Origin of the sequence: Paraburkholderia sp. Ac-20347 (genome assembly GCF_017104805.1) — a bacterium.
Classification (GTDB): Bacteria; Pseudomonadota; Gammaproteobacteria; order Burkholderiales; family Burkholderiaceae; genus Paraburkholderia; species Paraburkholderia tropica.
Genome location: NZ_JAAGPN010000094.1, coordinates 13,010 through 31,673, shown reverse-complemented (window position 1 = coordinate 31,673; position 18,664 = coordinate 13,010). Strand labels below are relative to the sequence as shown.

The 18,664-nt window shown below is 65.3% G+C and carries 15 protein-coding genes; 12 read left to right on the top strand and 3 right to left on the bottom strand.

Annotation, left to right across the window (positions count from 1 at the left end):
• From G3N97_RS18960 to G3N97_RS18945, 4 genes are all read left to right on the top strand, one after another.
• On the top strand, window positions 1–424 hold a 424-nt coding region (locus tag G3N97_RS18960; protein WP_205994604.1), incomplete at its 5' end, for a helix-turn-helix domain-containing protein.
• A 78-nt stretch (window positions 425–502) separates the two neighbouring features.
• Entirely contained in the window at window positions 503–1,405 is a 903-nt protein-coding gene (locus G3N97_RS18955) for an alpha/beta hydrolase (RefSeq protein ID WP_205994603.1), read from the top strand.
• Window positions 1,406–1,615: 210 nt separating this feature from the next.
• On the top strand, window positions 1,616–3,433 hold the full coding sequence (locus G3N97_RS39985) for a methyl-accepting chemotaxis protein (RefSeq protein ID WP_205994602.1): 1,818 nt from the start codon (window positions 1,616–1,618) through the stop codon (window positions 3,431–3,433).
• A 69-nt stretch (window positions 3,434–3,502) separates the two neighbouring features.
• Window positions 3,503–3,718: a DUF3820 family protein gene (locus G3N97_RS18945; protein ID WP_065060963.1), complete on the top strand. Its 216-nt coding sequence runs from the start codon at window positions 3,503–3,505 to the stop codon at window positions 3,716–3,718.
• 98 nt (window positions 3,719–3,816) lie between these two features.
• Here the strand turns inward: G3N97_RS18945 and G3N97_RS18940 are convergent, their stop codons facing one another.
• The 3 genes from G3N97_RS18940 to G3N97_RS18930 all read right to left on the bottom strand — a co-directional run bounded on the left by G3N97_RS18940 (window position 3,817) and on the right by G3N97_RS18930 (window position 10,692).
• Complete coding sequence (locus G3N97_RS18940; RefSeq protein ID WP_205994601.1) at window positions 3,817–6,000, bottom strand: TonB-dependent siderophore receptor; 2,184 nt, start codon at window positions 5,998–6,000, stop codon at window positions 3,817–3,819.
• A gap of 197 nt (window positions 6,001–6,197) precedes the next feature.
• Entirely contained in the window at window positions 6,198–7,139 is a 942-nt protein-coding gene (locus tag G3N97_RS18935) for a response regulator transcription factor (protein WP_346778085.1), read from the bottom strand.
• 76 nt (window positions 7,140–7,215) lie between these two features.
• Entirely contained in the window at window positions 7,216–10,692 is a 3,477-nt protein-coding gene (locus G3N97_RS18930; RefSeq protein ID WP_205994599.1) for an ATP-binding protein, read from the bottom strand.
• A gap of 202 nt (window positions 10,693–10,894) precedes the next feature.
• On the opposite strand from G3N97_RS18930, the gene urtA reads away from it, so the two are divergent.
• The 8 genes from urtA to G3N97_RS18890 all read left to right on the top strand — a co-directional run bounded on the left by urtA (window position 10,895) and on the right by G3N97_RS18890 (window position 18,638).
• Window positions 10,895–12,169, top strand: coding sequence for an urea ABC transporter substrate-binding protein (gene urtA / locus G3N97_RS18925; RefSeq protein ID WP_065060960.1), 1,275 nt, complete (start codon window positions 10,895–10,897; stop codon window positions 12,167–12,169).
• 55 nt (window positions 12,170–12,224) lie between these two features.
• The gene (urtB, locus tag G3N97_RS18920; protein ID WP_065060959.1) at window positions 12,225–13,142 is read left to right on the top strand and encodes an urea ABC transporter permease subunit UrtB; all 918 of its coding nucleotides are present in this window, start codon (window positions 12,225–12,227) and stop codon (window positions 13,140–13,142) included.
• 77 nt (window positions 13,143–13,219) lie between these two features.
• On the top strand, window positions 13,220–14,389 hold the full coding sequence (urtC, locus tag G3N97_RS18915; RefSeq protein ID WP_065061041.1) for an urea ABC transporter permease subunit UrtC: 1,170 nt from the start codon (window positions 13,220–13,222) through the stop codon (window positions 14,387–14,389).
• A 3-nt stretch (window positions 14,390–14,392) separates the two neighbouring features.
• Entirely contained in the window at window positions 14,393–15,136 is a 744-nt protein-coding gene (gene urtD, locus G3N97_RS18910) for an urea ABC transporter ATP-binding protein UrtD (RefSeq protein WP_065060958.1), read from the top strand.
• A gap of 34 nt (window positions 15,137–15,170) precedes the next feature.
• Window positions 15,171–15,860, top strand: coding sequence for an urea ABC transporter ATP-binding subunit UrtE (gene urtE, locus G3N97_RS18905; RefSeq protein ID WP_065060957.1), 690 nt, complete (start codon window positions 15,171–15,173; stop codon window positions 15,858–15,860).
• A gap of 61 nt (window positions 15,861–15,921) precedes the next feature.
• Window positions 15,922–17,160 carry a formamidase gene (fmdA, locus tag G3N97_RS18900; protein WP_065060956.1) on the top strand — a complete coding sequence of 413 codons (1,239 nt, stop codon included), beginning with the start codon at window positions 15,922–15,924 and terminating at the stop codon, window positions 17,158–17,160.
• A gap of 38 nt (window positions 17,161–17,198) precedes the next feature.
• Entirely contained in the window at window positions 17,199–17,534 is a 336-nt protein-coding gene (locus G3N97_RS18895; protein WP_205994598.1) for a zinc ribbon domain-containing protein, read from the top strand.
• A 78-nt stretch (window positions 17,535–17,612) separates the two neighbouring features.
• Complete coding sequence (locus G3N97_RS18890; RefSeq protein ID WP_065060954.1) at window positions 17,613–18,638, top strand: aliphatic amidase; 1,026 nt, start codon at window positions 17,613–17,615, stop codon at window positions 18,636–18,638.
• Window positions 18,639–18,664 lie beyond the last annotated feature (26 nt).

Here is an 18,664-nt window from a genome sequence, read left to right as displayed (position 1 = left end):
AGCGGGCCGCGCCGCGCGGCGCGTCGCGCATCCGCGTGGTGAGACCGACCGCGGGCCAGGCCATCCGGCGCGTTGGCGCGCGGGCGGCCGCCGCCGTCGCACAGGCTTCGGCGGCGCGTTTCTCCGCGGGGCCGGGGATCCGCGCACGCGCGGTGCCTGGGCCGCCGAGGCGGGCGCGTCGACGCGCACGCTCGCGCGGCTCTTTATCGCCGAAACCGGGCTGTCGTTCGTGCACTGGCGTCAGCTCGTGCGCGTGCAGCACGCGCTGCCGCTGCTCGCGAGCGGCATGCCGGTCGCCGACGTGAGCGCCGCGCTCGGGTACGACACACCGGGCGCGTTCGCGGCCATGTTCCGCCGCGTGACGGGCGCGACGCCGAGCGCGTATTTCGACCCGTCCGCTTGCAAGCTGTCCGATCCGGCGTAGCGGATGTCCGGCCGCGCGACGCAGCGCGTGCCGCGTCTGCGTATCGTCTTGAAACGCTCAACTCAGGAGGAATACGCGATGCAACGTGAAAACGTGGAGTTCGATTCGGAAGGCGCGCGCCTGCGCGGCTGGTTTTACTTGCCGTCGGCGGAAGCGGGACGGCATCCGGCCATCGTGATGGCGCACGGCTTTTCGGCGGTCAAGGAGCAATATCTCGACCGTTACGCCGAGGTCTTCGCGGCGGCGGGCTTCGCCGTGCTCGTCTACGATCATCGCAATTTCGGCGCAAGCGAAGGTCTGCCGCGCCAGGAAGTCGATCCGGTGGTGCAGAAGCGCGGCTATCGCGACGCGATCAGCTACGTGCAGACGCGCGCCGACGTGGACGCGTCGCGCATCGGCATCTGGGGAACGAGCTTCAGCGGCGGTCACGTGCTCGAAGTCGCCGCGATCGACCGTCGCGTGAAGTGCGTGGTCTCGCAGGTGCCGCAGATCAGCGGCTATCAGTCGGCGTTGCGGCGCACGCGCGCGGATCACGTGCCCGCGCTGCTGGCCCGCTTCGAAGCGGACCGCGCGCAGCGTTTCGCGGGCGGCGCACCGGCGATGCTGCCCGCCACCAGCGCCGATCCCGCCGAACCTTGCGCGATGGCGGGCGCGGACAGCCACGCGTTCTTCGCGGCAACGGCGGCCTTCGCGCCGGCCTGGCGCAACGAAGTGACCTTGCGCAGCGCCGAACGCTCGCGCGAAAACGAACCGGGCGTCTACATCGCGCGCATCAGCCCGACGCCGCTGCTGATGATCGTCGCCGACGCCGACACGCTGACCGCCACCGATCTCTGCCTGCGCGCCTACGAAGACGCGCTCCAGCCCAAGCAGCTGGAGATGATCGCCGGCGGCCATTTCACGCCCTACGTCGAGCATTTCGACACCACGAGCCGGTGCGCGGCGCAGTGGTTCGCGCGCCATCTGCGGCCCGTGGAATAAGGCCTGCGCCGCCATTCGAGGTATTCGTCTAAAGTTTGGCTCAGACTTGCCGATACACCGACTGTCGCGGCGCAAAGCACACACATCCAACATCGATTGCGCCAGAACGGCAAGCTGGGCGGCGGCGCCGGCCATCACAACAACCCTTGGTCTTTAGGGGCGACAGCAAACGGAAGAGACACCTTTTTTCATTTTCGGGGATTGTCTCTCATGCAGCTTTCGCGATTCAACGTAGGGACGCGCCTCTCAGTCGCTTTCGGCGTCCTGCTGGTGCTGTTCGCCATCGTCGTCGGGGCGTCGCTCGTCGTCCTGCATTCGCTCAACACCGTGATCGCCTCGGGGCTCGACTCGGGCTCGGCCAAGATCGGCCTCGTCGGCCGCGCGCTCGGCAAGGCGCAAGGCGCGTCGCTCGCGATGCAACGCCTGATCGTCACGCACGACACCGCCGGCATGGAAGCGCAAAAGCGCAGCGTCGACGAAAAACTCGCGAGCTATCACGACGCCATCACGCAGGTCTCGGCCTTGCTCCAGCAAAGCGACGACACCGACGACCAGGAGCGCGAACTCGTCAATCAGATCAACCAGCTCGCGCAGACCGCCGAACCGCTCGTGATGAACAACGCGGCGCTCGGCATGAAGGGCGACGCCACGGCCGCCGACATGCTCAATCAGCAGACGTCGCCCGCGCTGCAATCGTGGACCGATGCAATCGGCCGGTTCCGCGACTACGAAGTCGACAAGAACAAGCGCGCCGCCGCGTCGGCGCATGCGACCTATAACGCGGGGCGCGGCACCTTGATGGCGCTCGCGCTCGCGGGCCTCGTGATCTCGATCGCGCTCGCGGTTCTCATCACGCGCAGCATTCTGAAGCAGCTCGGCGGCGAACCGGCTTACGCGCAGGAAATCGCCCGCAACATCGCGCAAGGCCGTCTCGATCAGCGCGTCGAAGTGCAGGGCGACGACACGTCGAGCCTGATCTTTTCGCTGCGCGAGATGCGCGACCAGCTCGAAGGCACCGTGCGCGGCATTCGCGACGCGACCGAGAGCGTGAAGTCGGCGTCGATCGAAATCGCGGCGGGCAATACCGATCTTTCGGCGCGCACGGAGCAGCAGGCCGCGTCGCTCGAAGAGACCGCGTCGAGCATGACGCAGATTACGACGACCGTGCGCCAGAGCGCCGACAACGCGCGCCACGCGAGCGAACTGACGAGCAACGCGACGCAGGTCGTGGACGGCGGCGCGTCGACCGTCGAGGACATGGTCGCGACCATGTCGCAGATCAGCGAAAGCTCCAGCAAGATTTCGGAGATCACCACGATCATCGAAGGCATCGCGTTCCAGACCAACATTCTCGCGCTCAACGCGGCCGTGGAAGCGGCGCGCGCGGGCGAGCAGGGGCGCGGCTTCGCGGTGGTGGCGAGCGAAGTGCGTTCGCTCGCGCAGCGCTCGGCGGCGGCGGCGAAGGAGATCAAGGAGTTGATCGGCGCGTCGGTGGCGACGATCGAAGGCGGCGCGCATCAGGCTTCGCAGGTCAGCGCGTCGATGTCGCAAATCAAGGACTCGATTCGCCAGGTGTCGGGCATCGTCGGTGAAATCGCGGCGGCCGCCGAGGAGCAGAGCACCGGCATCGAGGAAGTCAATCAGGCCGTCGTGCAGATGGACAACGTCACGCAGCAGAACGCGGCGCTCGTCGAGGAAGCGGCGGCGGCGGCGAAGTCGCTCGAAGATCAGGCGCAGCGTCTGCGCGAGGCGGTGTCGGTGTTCCACCTCGCGGGCGGTTCGGGCGCGAGTTCGGCGGCTGTCGAGCCGCTGCGCCGTCCGGTGCTGGCGTCCAAGCCGGCGGGCCAGTCGAGCCAGGCCGGCATGAAGCGTGTGAGCAGCGCGGCCAGCGTGAAGCCCGCGCCGAAGCCGAAGCAGATCGAGGCCCGAGCAGAGCCGCGAACCGAGGCGCGAACCGAGCCGCGCGCGCCTGTGCGCGAAGCGGTCGTAATCGCGAAGGACGATAGCAACGACTGGGAAACGTTCTGATGACGTGAAGCGGCGCAGCAGGGCGGGTATCATGCGTTCACCCGCTTGCCTGCTTTTCCGCCGCTTCTCATGAAAGTCGAAGACCTCGAACGCCTCGTCACCCTCGCCATGCCGTTCGGCAAATACAAAGGTCGGCTCATCGCCGACCTGCCGGGGCACTATCTGAACTGGTTCGCCCGCGAAGGCTTTCCGCCTGGCGAGATCGGCCGTCTGCTTGCGTTGATGCAGGAGATGGACCACAACGGTCTGCGCAGCCTGCTCGATCCGCTGCGCAAACGCGGCTGACGCTGCGTTCTTTACCGTCTTCCTGATGGCCTTTCACGGCTGCGCACGATCTCCACGCGCAGCCGCCTCACTTCCCTCAGTTTTCGCTCAGTCTTCGCTCAATAGCGATACCCCATCGTGAGCATCACCGCGCGGTCGTCGCCGAGCGCGACGGCATTGCTCAAACCGCCCGTGTAGTAATGCCGGTTGAAGATGTTGCTCAGACGCAGCGCCGCGTGCCAGCGCGGTGCGCTATAGCCCACGCCCACGTCGCTGACCACGAAGCCCGGAATCGTGTAGCCGTACGCGTACATACTGCTCTGGCCGCGCACGCCGCCGTTGATTTCCCAGCGATACAGCTCGCCCGGCAGCTTGTAGCGCGCGAACACGTTGAAGCTGTGACGCGGCACGTTGTTGATGCGCGTGCCGTCGGTCGAAGGCGTCTGGCCGCCGTCGTCGGCGATCACGGCCGAGGTGTAAGCATAGCCGCCCGTCACGCTCAGGTGATTGGTCGGCGCCGTGTTGAAGCTGAATTCGAAGCCGCGCGAATGCTCCTCGCCCACGGCGATGCTGTAGCCGTCGTTGTTCGGATCGTCTTCGAGCACGTTGCGGCGGCGCAGATCGAACGCCGCGACCGTCACGCTCGTGCGGCCTTTTTCGATGTCGAACTTCACGCCCGCTTCCCACTGCTTGCCCGTTTCCGGATCGAACGCGCTGCCGTTCACGTCCGCGCCGCTGTTCGGATAGAACGAGGTCGCGTAGCTCACGTACGGACGCACGCCCGGCAGCAGTTCGTACATCAGCGCGACCGAGCCCGTGGTCGCGCTCGACGGATTGCCGCTGCGCGTGTCCTTGAGTTCGTTGAGCACGTCGCTCGACGCGTTGTCGTAACGCACGCCCGCGAGCACGCGCCAGCGCTGGCCGAGCGCGATCTGATCGCGCGCGTAGAAGCCGAGATCGCGGATCGTGGTGTACGTATGCGTTTTCGGCGTGGACGGGCAGGTGATCGTGCCGGTGTAGACCGGGTCGTACATGTTGATGGAGCCGACCGTGCAGGTGGTCGTGGCGGCGTCCTCGCGACCGCGCATGTAGTCGATGCCGAACGTCACTTCGTGGCGGCCGAGCGCGGTATCGAAGGTTTTTTGCGCGTTGTTGTCGAGCGAGATCGTGTCGCCGGACCATTGCGAATCGCTGGCCGTGCGGCTCAGCGTGTAGCCGTTCGAGGCGACCTTGCCGATCGCGACCAGCTGGCCGCCGAGCGAGAACTGCTGCCAGCGGAAGTTCTGGTTGACGGTCCAGCCCGAATCGAAGTGATGCGCGAAGCTGTAGCCCACGCGCGCCTCGTGACCCGAGTACGGCTGCTGGTCGGGCTCGCCCGTGAAGGTGCTGCGCGAGAGGCTGCCGTTCTTGTTCGCGAGCACCGAGCCCGACCACGGCAGGCCTTGCTGGCGGATGTAATTGCGTTCCTGATAGCTGGTCAGGATCGTGAATTCGGTGCGCGGACCGAGATCGAGCGAGAGCGACGGCGCGATGTAGCGATTGCGCGACCAGACGTAATTCGTGGCGTCGTTCGAGTTCATCGCCAGCGCGTTGATGCGGAACGCGGCCTTGCCGTTCTCCGAGAGCGGCGTGCCCATATCGACGCTGCCCTGGTAGTAGCCGTGGCTGCCGACGGTGGCGTCGACGTCGGCGAAGGTGTAGTCCACCGGGCGCTTGCTGACTTCGTTGACCATGCCGCCAGGCAGCACGAGGCCCGAGAGCAGCGTGGCCGGTCCCTTGAGCACTTCGATCTGCTGCAGGCCGAAGGTCTCTTCGGCGAAGCGGTTGTTGATGGCGGCGCGCAGGCCGTCGAGGTAGACCGAATCCGACGCGGTCTGGCCGCGAATGATGAAGTCGTCCCAGCCGCGCCGGCCATAGGTGCCCGAGATCACGCCGGGCACGTCGTGCAGCGCGTCGTTGAGCGTCTGGACCTGCTGCGCGTCCATCAGATCGCGCGTCACCACGCTGATCGACTGCGGCGTTTCCTTCAAGGGCACCGACGACTTCGTCACCTGCGCGGCGGCGGGCATGTCGAAGGCGGCGGGCGGTGCGCCGCTCGCGCTGATCTTTACAGTCGGCAATTCTGCGTTGCCGGCGGCGCTTTTTCCGGTGCCGGCGGAGCTTGCGGACGCGTCCGCACCGGCTTTCTGAGAGCTTTCGGATGCGGCGCTGGCGGCATCGGCGGAAGCGGCTTGCGCGAACACGAGCGTTGGGGTGGCGGAGAAGGCGAGCAGCAGTGCCGCGTAGATCTGGCGGTGACGCATTGAAAAGAACCCCAGGCTAAATGCGAATCATTATTAATTGAGTCGCGCATCCTACTACGGGTAATTCCCTACAATCAATGCGTGTTGTATCGGTGCAAATATTTACGACAGGGTTGCATTCGGCTGACGATGCGGCTTCGCGTTGCTAACGGCAGCGCTCACAAAACGGTACCAAAAGGTTCCGTTTTGCGCGGATGTCAGGCGCGATCGAGCGTCTTGATCGCCACGCCCGCCGCTGCCGCGCGCGTCTCGACATGCAGCTTGCGGAACAGATGTTCGAGATGCTTGTTCACCGTGCGCGCCGCCATGCCGAGGATGTCGCCGATATCGCGGTTGGTCTTGCCGCGCGAGACCCAGAGCAGCACTTCGGCTTCGCGCGCGGTCAGGCCGAAGCGTTCGGCGAGCGCATTGCGATGCACGGTGTCGTCGGTTTCCTTGAGGATGACGATCCACTCGCCCGGCTCCGGCGCGGGCGTCGCGCTGGCGGAGCGCCGCACGTGGCCCGAGGTGAATTCGTGAACGGCGTCGCTCTGCGCGCCGCGCGCCAGCCAGTCGACGAACCAGGTGCGCAGCGACGGCGGCAGCTTCGGCTGCGCATCGTCGACATCGTCGACATCGTCGGCATCGCGGATGGTGGCCGTATCCGCGCGACCCGTGTCGTAGGCCGCGATCTGATGCGCGGCCTGCGGACTCTGCCAGCGGATCGTGCCGTCCGCGCCGACGATCAGCGCCGCGCGCGCGTCGAGCGACAGCGCCGCCTGCGCGTAAAGCTGCGCGCGCGAACGCTGCACATGCGCGCCGATGCGCGCGCACAACTCCTCGGGCCGCACCGGCTTGGTCACATAATCGATGCCGCCCACGCGAAAGCCGCGCACCACGTGCTCGGTCTCGGTCAACGCCGTCATGAAGATCACGGGCAGATGCTCGTGCCGCGCGTCCTGCTTCATGCGGCGGCAGGTTTCGAAGCCGTCCATGCCGGGCATCATCGCGTCGAGCAGCACGACGTCGGGCGTCACGCGCGCGAGACGCTTGAGCGCGTCCTCGCCCGAGAGCGCGACGAGCACCGCATAGCCGTGCGCCTGCAGCGTATCGGAGAGAAACGCGAGGTTGTCCGGCGTATCGTCGACGATCAGCACCACGGGGCGGTCGCGCAGCCAGACGGCCGCGTCGTCCGCGCGTGGCGTTGGCGCGTGCGCGGCGTGCGCTTCAATCACGTCATGCGGCGCCGGCGCCGCGCGCAAGTCGGTCGAGTTCATGCTCGAGTTCCCTTAGCTGAAAGCGTTCGGCCAATGCGCGCAGCACGTCGATCTGATCCTGCAACGCGGGCCAGGTAGCGTGCGCGGCATTGAGCTGTTCGACCACGCCCTGCACGTAGCCGACTTCAAGATGCGCATGCAGATGGTCGATGAGTTCGGGCGGCCACGCGACAGGCGCGGGCGGCGCGCCCGAAGCTGCCGATGCGGGCTTCGCGTGGTTCGCCGCTGTCGCGTCCGGCAGCGCGGGCGCGCTCGTCTCCGACGCGATCCACTCGAACGCGAGCAATTGCGCGAGCTTGTCGAGCAGCAGATTCACCTGCAAGGGCTTCACCAGATAACCCGCGCAACCGGTCGCGCTCGCACGCTCGCGGTCGTCGGCGAAGGCGTTGGCCGAGAGCAGCACGATGGGCGCGTTCGACAACTGGTTTTCGGAGATCAGGCGGCTGGTCTCGTAGCCGTCCATCAGCGGCATCGAAATATCCATGATGATCGCGTCCACCGTGTGCGTGGCGAGCCAGCGCAGCGCGTCGGTGCCGCTGGCCGCTTCGGCGACGTCGAAGCCGAGCGGCGTGAGCAACTGCACGACGATGCCGCGCTGATCGTCGAGATCGTCGACCACGAGAATCGCGCGGCGCGGGCCCGTGTAGCCGCGTATCGACGCGAGTTCGGTATGCGTGGCGGCGGCGCTGTCGACGGCGGGCGCGAACAGGCGCACCACGAAGCGCGTGCCGCGCCCGACTTCGCTGTCCACTTCGAGACTGCCGCCGAGCGCCTGTGTGAGCAGACGGCAGATCGTGAGGCCGAGGCCCGCGCCGTGATCGTGCGCGTGCGCCGCCACGCCGCGCTCGAACGGCAAAAACAGGCGCTCCATTTCGGCGGGCGGAATGCCGGGTCCGGTATCCGCGACTTCGAATTTGAGCGTGTCGAGCACGTGGCTCACGCGCAGCGTGACCGTGCCGCTCGACGTGAAACGAATCGCGTTGCCAATCAGATTGGTGAGGATCTGGCCGACGCATTTCTGGTCGGTGCGCACGGTGGCGGGCAGGCGTCCGACCGTCTGCACGTCGAAGGCGAGCGCTTTTTCGAGCGCCTGCGGACGCAGCATCGACGTCACGTGCGCGACGAAATCCGCGAGCGGCACCTTGGCGATATTCAGTTGCAGCTTGCCCGCCTCGATGCGCGCGACGTCGAGCAAACCGTCGACGAGCGCAAGCAGATGCTCGCCGCTGCGATGGATCGTGCGCACCGCGTTGTAACGCGTCGGCGTGAGTTCGTCTTTCGCCTGCAGCAGCAATTGCGCGTAACCGAGAATGCTGTTGAGCGGCGTGCGCAATTCGTGGCTCAGGCCGGACACATAGCGGCTTTTCGCCTGATTCGCCGATTCGGCGGCGGCGGTCGCGCGCTTGAGCGCCGCGTCGGTTTTCTGGTGCGCGTCGATTTCCAGCATCAGCAATTCGTTTTGCCGCTGCGATTCTTCCTGCGTGACGCGTCGGCTTTCGCGCTCCAGCACGAACCACCACGCGGCGATGCAGCCCACCAGCGAGAGCGCGAGAAAGATCTTCAGGAAGCTGCTCGCAATCGCGTGACCAATGGCAGGGCCGACGATCGAATCGGCCGCGGCCACTGAAGTGGCGCTTTGCGACCAGATCAGATAGAGCACGCTGCCGAGCACGGCGAGCATCGCGAATACGAGGCTCGCGTAGTGAATCAGACGCAGCGCGGCGGGACCGAGCCGCGCGCCGGGCAGCACGCGATGCAGCGCGCGGTCGGCCTGCGAGGCGAAGCGCGCGTGCGGTTTGCAGCGGTCATGGCAGCGCGAATCGAGCGAGCAGCACAGCGAGCAGATCGTGCCGCCGTAGGCGGGGCAGTACGCGGTGTCGTCGGGCTCAAAGCTGTTTTCGCAGATCGCGCAGCGCAGCGAGGTGGCGTCGCCGGTCGGTTGCGCGGCGCGCGCGATGTAGTAGCGTCCGCGCGTGATCACCGCGAGCACGGGCGCGCACGCGAAGGCCACGCCGAACGCGATGAACGACGACATCGCCTTGGCGAGCACGCCGAACAGGCCGCTGTGCGCGAGCATCGCGACGGCGGCCGCGATCAGCATCGCGCCCACGCCCACGGGATTCACATCGTAGAGATGCGCGCGCTTGAACTCGATATGGCGCGGGCTATAACCGAGCGGCTTGTTGATGACGAGATCGGCGAACAGCGCGCCGACCCACGCAATCGCGATGTTCGCATAGAGCGAGAGCACCTTGCCGATCGCGTCGAACACGCCCATTTCCACCAGCAGCAACGCGATCATCACGTTGAACACGAGCCATACCACGCGGCCCGGATGACTGTGCGTGAGCCGCGCGAAAAAATTCGACCACGCGAGCGAGCCCGCATACGCGTTGGTCACGTTGATCTTCAACTGCGAGACGATCACGAACAGCGTCATCGCGGGCAGCGCCCAGCTCGCGAGCCCGAAGGGATCGAGCAGCAGGTGATAGGCGACGAGATACATCTGCGTGGGCTGCGCCGCGTGGCCCGCATCGACTTCGTACTGCAGTGCGACGAAGGCGAGAAACGCGCCGCCGAGCATCTTGAGCGCGCCCGGCACGATCCAGCCCGGTCCCGCCGAGAGCAGTGCGAGCCACCAGCGCGTGCGGTTTTTCGCGGTCAGCGGCGGCAGAAAGCGCAGATAGTCCACTTGCTCGCCGACCTGCACGATCAGCGCGAACACGACCGTCGACGCCTGGCCGAACGCGATCAGACTGAACGCGCGGCCCTGCGGCGCGAAGCCCGCGAAGGTGGTCCATTGCGCGAGCAGATCGGGGTGATGCCAGAGCACGGCGGCGTAGGGCAGCACGAACAGCACGAGCCAGAGCGGCTGCGTCCAGCTTTGCAGGCGGTTGATCAACGTGATGCCGAACATGACGATCGGAATCACCACGAGCGAACTCACCACGTAGGCAATCGCCAGCGATATGTGGAAATAAAGCTGGAGCGCGAGCGACATGATGGCCGCTTCGAGCGCGAAAAAAATAAACGTGAACACCGCGTAAAGCAGCGAGGTGACCGTCGAGCCGATATAGCCGAAGCCCGCGCCGCGCGTGAGCAGGTCCATGTCCACGCCGTAGCGCGCGGCGTAATAGCTGATGGGCAGGCTCGTCAGCCAGATCAGCACGGAGACCGCGGCGATGGCCCAGAACGCGTTCGTGAAGCCGTAATTGACGACGAGACTGCCGCCGATCGCCTCCAGCACCAAGAACGACACCGCGCCGATCGCGGTGTTGGCCACGCGCAGCTCCGACCAGCGCCGGAACGAACGCGGCGTGAAGCGCAGCGCGTAGTCCTCGAGGGTTTCGTCGCCGACCCAGGCGTTGTAGTCGCGGCGCACCTTGACGATGCGTTGCGTGCTGGGCGCGCCCAGTGACGGGTGACTCTGGGACATGACGATGTTCCGGATTGGTGCGAAAGCGGCGGAAACCGCGGCGGCGCGCGGGATCGCAGTGCGATGCAAATTACATTCCAGTGCGCGCGCCGGGAATACGTCAATCGACGTATTCCGGTCGTCAATTTGGCTTTCTACATTGCGTCCAACCCTCGACCCAGCCCGCAGCGTTCAGCGCCGGGCACCCGATAAGGAGAACGTGATGTCCGCAGACGATCGATTCGATGACGATGCCCCGATGCCTTCGCCGCTGCGCCGGAAAATGCTCGGCGGCCTGGCCGCCGCGCCGTTGATGGCGATGGGCTTCTCACGCGGCGCGTTTGCGCAAACGCCGCCCACCGCGAAGGTCAACACCACGGGACTCGCGGTCACGGACACCACGGTGACGGTCGGCCAGCTGCACTCGGCCACGGGCACGATGGCGATTTCGGAAACCGGCTCGATCCAGGCCGAACGTCTCGCCATCGAGCAGATCAACGCGATGGGCGGCGTGCTGGGCCGCAAGGTGCAGATCATTCAGGAAGACGGCGCGTCCGACTGGCCGACCTTCGCCGAAAAGTCGAAGAAGCTGCTGGAAAACGATCACGTCGCGGCCGTGTTCGGCTGCTGGACCTCGGCCTCGCGCAAGGCGGTGCTGCCGGTCTTCGAGAAGGACAACGGCCTGCTTTATTACCCGACCTTCTACGAAGGCCTCGAACAGTCGAAGAACGTGTTCTACACGGGCCAGGAAGCGACCCAGCAGATTCTCTGGGCGCTCGACTGGGCCTCGAACACGAAGAAAGCGAAGACCTTCTTCCTGATCGGCTCCGATTACATCTGGCCGCGCACGTCGAACAAGATCGCGCGCCGCCATATCGAACAGCATCTGCACGCGAAGGTGGTGGGCGAGGAGTATTACCCGCTCGGCACGACCGAGTTCGCCTCGCTGATGAACAAGATCAAGCTCGCGCGCCCGGACTGCATCTTCGCGACCGTGGTGGGCGGCTCGAACGTGGCGTTCTACAAGCAGCTCAAGGCCGCGGGCATCACGCCGCAGAAGCAGTTCCTGCTGACGCTCTCGGTCACGGAGGACGAAGTGCTCGGCATCGGCGGCGAGAATTTCGCGGGCTTCTTCTCGTCGATGAAGTACTTCCAGTCGCTCGATAACGAGAACAACAAGAAGTTCGTGGCGGCGTTCAAGGCGCGCTACGGCCAGAAGTCGGTGATCGGCGACGTCACGCAGGCCGCCTATCTCGGTCCGTGGATCTGGAAGGCCGCGTGCGAGCGCGCGGGCAGTTTCGACGTCGACAAGGTGGTCGCGCATTCGGCCGGTATCGAAGTGGCGAACGCGCCGCAAGGCTACGCGAAGGTCGATCCGAACCATCACCTGTGGAGCCGTTCGCTGATCGGCGAAGGACAGGCGGACGGCCAGTTCAAGGTCGTGGCGCAGTCGGAGCAGCCGATCCAGCCGAATCCGTTCCCGAAGGGCTACATGTAATCCGTCAACCGCAGCGGCGCGGCGGCGCATGACGCCGCCGCGCGAGGAGCGTTCGATGTCCGCTACCGATATTTTCAACATCACGCTGATGCAGGGCTTCGCCGGTCTGAGCCTCTTCAGCGTCCTGCTCCTGATGGGGCTCGGGCTCGCCGTGATCTTCGGCCAGATGGGCGTCATCAACATGGCCCACGGCGAATTCATGACGATCGGCGCCTATACGGTCTACATGTTTTCGTGGTTCTCGCAGAACGTCTGGCACGCGTTCACGCCCGTGTATTTCTTCTTTGCGATTCTCGCGGCGTTCGCGCTGGCGTTCGCGGCGGGCTGGCTCGCCGAATGGGCGCTGATCCGCCATCTTTACAAGCGCCCGCTCGACACGCTGCTCGCCACCTGGGGCCTGAGCCTCGGCATGCAGCAGGTGTTTCGCTCGACCTTCGGGCCGAAGGAAGTGAGCCCGGCGCTGCCCGACTGGCTGATGGGTTCGTGGGAGCCCACGCCCGGCCTCGACATTCCGGTGAGCGGCATGTTCGTGATGTTTCTCGCGCTGCTGATGACGGGCGGCCTGCTGCTCGCGCTCTATCGCTCGCGCTGGGGCCTGCGCGTGCGCGCCACGGTCGCGAACCGGCCGATGGCGAACGCGGCGGGCATCAACACGCGGCGCACCGACCGCATGACCTTCGCGATCGGCTGCGGCATCGCGGGCGTGGCGGGCGCGGCCTTCACGGCGATCGGCTCGACGGGACCGACGAGCGGCTCGCTCTATATCGTCGATTCGTTTCTGGTGGTCACGTTCGGCGGCGCGGCGAGTCTGCTCGGCACCGTGGCGTCGGCGTTCGGCATCGCGCAGATGCAGTCGATCAGCGAGTTCTTTCTCTCGGGCTCGATTGCGCGCGTGCTCACGCTGCTGACCGTCGTGGTGATTCTCATGCTGCGTCCGCAAGGTCTGTTCGCCTCGAAGGTGCGGCGCGTTTAAGCCGCGCAGAAGCCGCGTTAAAGCGTACGTCTTTGCACAAGCCTCATTCACACAGCTTCATTCGTATGGAGATGGACATGGAACCCATCCAACCCACGGCGGGCGGCGTATCCCCGCGATCCGGCCAGGGCGCGCCGCCGGCCGGCTGGCGCGCGCGGCTCGCGTGGCTCGACGCCTCGGGCTACGCGGGCATCGTGCTGCTCGCGCTGGTGATCGTGGTCGTGTTTCCGCTCGCGCTCGACACGTTCCGCCTGAACCTGATGGGCAAGTACCTGACCTACGCGTTCGTGGCGATCGGCCTCGTGATCGCGTGGGGCTACGGCGGCGTGCTCAGTCTCGGCCAGGGCGTGTTCTTCGGCCTCGGCGGCTACGCGATGGCGATGTTTCTCAAGCTCGAAGCGTCCGATCCGGCCGCCACGCGCACGCAGACCACGCCCGGCATTCCGGACTTCATGGACTGGAATCAGCTCACCGCGCTGCCCGCGTGGTGGAAGCCGTTTCACTACTTGCCGTTCTCGATACTCGCGGTGCTCGTGGTGCCCACGGCGCTCGCGTTCGTGATCGGCTACGCGATGTTCAAGCGGCGCGTGGGCGGCGTGTACTTCGCGATCATCACGCAGGCCGTCGCGCTGATTCTCTCGGTGCTGATCATCGGCCAGCAAGGTTATACGGGCGGCGTGAACGGTATCACCGACCTGCGCACGCTGCTCGGCTGGGACATTCGCACCGATCACGCGAAGCTGGTGCTGTATTTCGTGAACGCCGCGCTGCTGATCGGCGCGCTGCTCGCCTGCCGCTGGGTCCAGCGCAGCAAGCTCGGCACGCTGCTGCTCGCGATGCGCGACAAGGAAGACCGCGTGCGCTTCTCGGGCTACGACGTCGCCATGTTCAAGGTGTTCGCGTTCTGTCTCGCGGCGATGCTGGCGGCCATCGGCGGCGCGATGTTCACGCTGCAGGTGGGTTTCATGTCGCCGTCGTTCGTGGGCATCGTGCCGTCGATCGAAATGGTGATCTACGCGGCCATCGGCGGGCGCATGTCGCTGGTCGGCGCGGTGTACGGCGCGATTCTCGTCAACCTCGGCAAGAGCTGGTTCTCGGAGAGCTTTCCGAATCTCTGGCTCTATCTGATGGCGGCGATGTTCATCGGCGTGGTGATGGTGTTTCCGAACGGGCTCGCGGGCCTCTACGAAGAGCACGTGCGCCCGCGCGTGCGGCGGCTGCTCGGCGCGGCGAACAAGGAGGCATGAAGCATGAGCAATACCGACTTTCTGCTCGCGATCGAAGACCTGACCGTGTCGTTCGACGGCTTCAAGGCGATCGATTCGCTCAATCTCTATCTCGAACGCGGCGAGCTGCGCGTGGTGATCGGACCAAACGGCGCGGGCAAGACCACGCTGCTCGATCTGATTTGCGGCAAGACGAAGGAAACGGCCGGCAGCATCAAATTTCGCAACGAGGAGATCACGAATCTCGCGGAATTTCGCCGCGTGCGCAAGGGCATCGGCCGCAAGTTCCAGACGCCGTCGATCTACGAAAACCTGAGCGTGGCGCAGAACCTCGAAGTGTCGTTTCCGCGCGGACGCAGCGTGTTTGGCGCGCTGGCCTATCGCGAAGACGCCGAAGTGGCCGACCGCGTGCGTGACGTCGCCGACGAAATCGGTCTGGCGGCCGCGCTCGATATGGAAGCGGGATTGCTCTCGCACGGCCAGAAACAGTGGCTCGAAATCGGCATGCTGCTTATGCAGGATCCCGAATTATTGATGCTCGACGAACCGATCGCGGGCATGAGCGTGCGCGAGCGCGAACTGACCGCCGATCTGCTCGACCGCATCTGCCGCAATCGCTCAATGATCGTGATCGAGCACGACATGGCGTTCGTCGAGCGCATCGCGCACAAGGTCACGGTCATGCATCAGGGAAAGATTCTCGCGGAAGGGCCGATGGCGCAGGTGCAGGCCGATCCGCGCGTGATCGACGTTTATCTGGGCCACTGAGTTGGCCACTGAACGACAACACGGAGAACACATCATGCTGGAAGTCGACGATCTCGTCGTCAGCTACGGCCAGAGCGAAGTGCTGCACGGCATCGGCTTTTCCGTTTCGCAAGGCGAAAGCGTGGCGGTGATGGGCCGCAACGGCATGGGCAAGACCACGCTGTTCAAGGCGCTGATCGGCATGCTGCCCGCCAATCGCGGCACGGTGCGCGTGGGCGGCGCCGACGTCTCGAAGGACGAGAGTTACCGCCGCGTGTCGAAAGGCATCGCCTACGTGCCGCAAGGCCGGCAGATCTTCGCCTCGCTGAGCGTCGAGGAAAACATTCAGACGGGTCTCGAAAACGCGCAGAGCCAGCGCGTGCCCGACGAACTTTACGCGCTGTTTCCGGTGCTGTTCGACATGCGCAAGCGCAAGGGCGGCAATCTTTCGGGCGGCCAGCAGCAGCAACTCGCGATTGCGCGCGCGCTCGCGACCGACCCGAAAGTGCTGCTGCTCGACGAGCCGACCGAAGGCATCCAGCCTTCGGTCATCAAGGACATCGCCAAGGCGCTCAATCAGATTCGCACGAGCCGCAATATCGCCATCGTCGTGTCGGAGCAGGTGTTGAGCTTCGCGCTCGACGTGGCCGACCGGCTCTTCGTGATCGAAGGCGGGCGCTTCGTGCACCAAAGCACGCGCGATGCGGGCGACACCGACCGCATCCGCGAATACCTCTCCGTCTGAGCGCGGCGCGGCGTTCGCGCGCCGCGCCGTATGTCAATCCGCGAACCCAGGAGCGAACGCAATGCCCGACACTCTCATCAAGGTCGATCTGAACCAGTCGGCCTACGAAAACGAACAGGTGCACAACCGCTGGCACCCCGACATTCCGATGGCCTGCTGGGTGAAGCCCGGCGACGACTTCATCCTCGAAACCTACGACTGGACCGGCGGCTTCATCAAGAACGACGACAGCGCCGACGACGTGCGCGACATCGACCTGTCGATCGTGCACTTTCTCTCCGGCCCGGTGGGCGTGCACGGCGCGGAACCGGGCGACCTGCTCGTGGTGGATCTGCTCGACATCGGCGCGAAAGCGGACAGCCAGTGGGGCTTCAACGGCTTCTTTTCGAAGACGAACGGCGGCGGCTTTCTGACCGATCATTTCCCGAGCGCGCAAAAGTCGATCTGGGATTTTCACGGCGTCTATACGAGTTCGCGCCATATTCCGGGCGTGAATTTCGCGGGCCTGATTCACCCGGGCCTGATCGGTTGCCTGCCCGATCCGAAACTGCTGGAAACGTGGAACGCGCGCGAAACCGGCCTGATCGCCACCGATCCGGAACGCGTGCCGCCGCTTGCGAATCCGCCGTTCGCGGCCACCGCGCACATGGGCAAGCTCGCGGGCGAAGCACGCGACAAAGCCGCCGCGCAAGGCGCGCGCACGGTGCCGCCGCGCGAGCACGGCGGCAATTGCGACATCAAGGATCTGTCGCGCGGCTCGAAGGTGTTTTTCCCGGTCTACGTGGATGGCGCGGGCCTCTCGGTCGGCGATCTGCACTTCAGCCAGGGCGACGGCGAGATCACGTTCTGCGGTGCAATCGAAATGGCGGGCTGGGTGCATATGCGCGTGAACGTCATCAAGGGCGGCATGGCGAAATACGGCATTCGCAATCCCGTGTTCCAGCCGAGCCCGATCACGCCCAATTACAACGATTACCTCATTTTTGAAGGCATTTCCGTCGACGAGCAGGGCGGCCAGCATTATCTCGACGTGACCACCGCGTATCGCCAGGCGTGTCTGAACGCGATCGAATATCTGAAGAAGTTCGGCTATTCCGGCGCGCAGGCGTATTCGCTGCTCGGTTGTGCGCCGGTGCAGGGGCATATCAGCGGCGTGGTCGATATTCCGAATGCGTGCGCGACCTTGTGGCTGCCCACGCAGATCTTCGACTTCGACATTCGCCCGAACGCCGACGGCCCGATCCAGCACATTCAGGGCGGCGTGGATCTGCCGTGTTCGCCGGATCTCGTGAAGGCCTGATTCCGGATTCTCGCCGACGTCATTCAAAGGAAGCTGTCATGCCGATCTACGACTTCGAGTGCGCAAGCTGCGGACCGTTCTCCGTCATGCGCCGCATTGCGGACCGCGAAAAACCGTGCCGTTGTCCCGACTGCGGCGCGGAAGGCGGACGCGTCATCAGTGCGCCTTCGCTGGCGCTGATGGCGAACACGCGCCGCGCGGCGCACGCGACCAACGAACGCGCCGCGCACGCGCCGCGTCAGTCCGGCGACGGTCCGCCGCTGCGTCATCGCGCAGGGTGCAGTTGCTGCTCGGGCGGCACGGCGAAGCTCGCGGGCGCGGCGTCGGACGGTCTCAAACGGCCGGCGGGACGGCCCTGGATGATCAGCCACTAAGGTGCGCTGCGCGCGAACCGTTGCAGCGAAAGCAGCGGCCTTCGCGCGCGGCATCAACGCATTCAAGGAGGAAGCATCATGCGACATGGTGATATTTCGAGCAGCCGCGATTGTGTGGGCGTTGCGGTGGTCAACTACAAGATGCCGCGTCTGCACACGAAGGCGGAGGTGCTCGACAACGCGCGCCGTATCGCCGATATGGTGGTCGGCATGAAGCAGGGTCTGCCCGGCATGGACCTCGTGGTGTTTCCCGAGTATTCCACGCACGGCATCATGTACGACCGCCAGGAAATGTTCGATACGGCGTCGACGATTCCCGGCGAAGAGACGGACATTTTCGCGGCGGCGTGCCGTAAGGCCAATGTGTGGGGCGTGTTCTCGATCACGGGCGAGCGTCACGAGGAGCATCCGCGCAAGGTGCCGTACAACACGCTCGTGCTGATCGACAATCGCGGCGAGATCGTGCAGAAGTACCGCAAGATCATGCCGTGGACGCCGATCGAAGGCTGGTATCCGGGCGATCGCACGTATGTGTCGGACGGTCCGAAAGGCCTGAAAATCAGCCTGATTATCTGCGACGACGGCAATTATCCGGAGATCTGGCGCGACTGCGCGATGAACGGCGCGGAACTGATCGTGCGCTGCCAGGGTTATATGTATCCGGCGAAAGAGCAGCAGGTGATGGTCGCGAAAGCGATGGCGTGGATGAACAACACCTATGTGGCGGTCGCCAACGCCACGGGCTGGGACGGCGTGTATTCGTACTTCGGCCACTCGGCGATCGTGGGCTTCGACGGACGCACGCTCGGCGAATGCGGCGAAGAGGAAATGGGGGTGCAATACGCGGAACTGTCGCTCGGCATGATCCGCGACGCGCGCCGCAACATGCAGTCGCAGAACCATCTGTACAAGCTGCTGCATCGCGGCTATACCGGCACGATCCATTCCGGCGACGGCGCGAACGGCGTGGCGGATTGTCCGTTCGGTTTCTATCGCGATTGGGTGGCCGACCCCGAGGCCACGCGCCGACGCGTGGAAGCGCTCACGCGCAGCACGCCCGGCACGGCGGAGTGCCCGATCGACGGGATTCCGCACGAAGACTGAGCGCGGTCGAGGCTTTGTCCACGACG

Excerpts from the sequence above, each read along its gene's own strand:
- G3N97_RS18955 (WP_205994603.1), top strand. The coding sequence starts at position 503 with ATGCAACGTGAAAACGTGGAGTTCGATTCGGAAGGCGCGCGCCTGCGC.
- G3N97_RS39985 (WP_205994602.1), top strand. The coding sequence starts at position 1,616 with ATGCAGCTTTCGCGATTCAACGTAGGGACGCGCCTCTCAGTCGCTTTC.
- G3N97_RS18945 (WP_065060963.1), top strand. The coding sequence starts at position 3,503 with ATGAAAGTCGAAGACCTCGAACGCCTCGTCACCCTCGCCATGCCGTTC.
- G3N97_RS18940 (WP_205994601.1), bottom strand. The coding sequence starts at position 6,000 with ATGCGTCACCGCCAGATCTACGCGGCACTGCTGCTCGCCTTCTCCGCC.
- G3N97_RS18930 (WP_205994599.1), bottom strand. The coding sequence starts at position 10,692 with ATGTCCCAGAGTCACCCGTCACTGGGCGCGCCCAGCACGCAACGCATC.
- urtA (WP_065060960.1), top strand. The coding sequence starts at position 10,895 with ATGTCCGCAGACGATCGATTCGATGACGATGCCCCGATGCCTTCGCCG.
- urtB (WP_065060959.1), top strand. The coding sequence starts at position 12,225 with ATGTCCGCTACCGATATTTTCAACATCACGCTGATGCAGGGCTTCGCC.
- urtC (WP_065061041.1), top strand. The coding sequence starts at position 13,220 with ATGGAACCCATCCAACCCACGGCGGGCGGCGTATCCCCGCGATCCGGC.
- urtD (WP_065060958.1), top strand. The coding sequence starts at position 14,393 with ATGAGCAATACCGACTTTCTGCTCGCGATCGAAGACCTGACCGTGTCG.
- urtE (WP_065060957.1), top strand. The coding sequence starts at position 15,171 with ATGCTGGAAGTCGACGATCTCGTCGTCAGCTACGGCCAGAGCGAAGTG.
- fmdA (WP_065060956.1), top strand. The coding sequence starts at position 15,922 with ATGCCCGACACTCTCATCAAGGTCGATCTGAACCAGTCGGCCTACGAA.
- G3N97_RS18895 (WP_205994598.1), top strand. The coding sequence starts at position 17,199 with ATGCCGATCTACGACTTCGAGTGCGCAAGCTGCGGACCGTTCTCCGTC.
- G3N97_RS18890 (WP_065060954.1), top strand. The coding sequence starts at position 17,613 with ATGCGACATGGTGATATTTCGAGCAGCCGCGATTGTGTGGGCGTTGCG.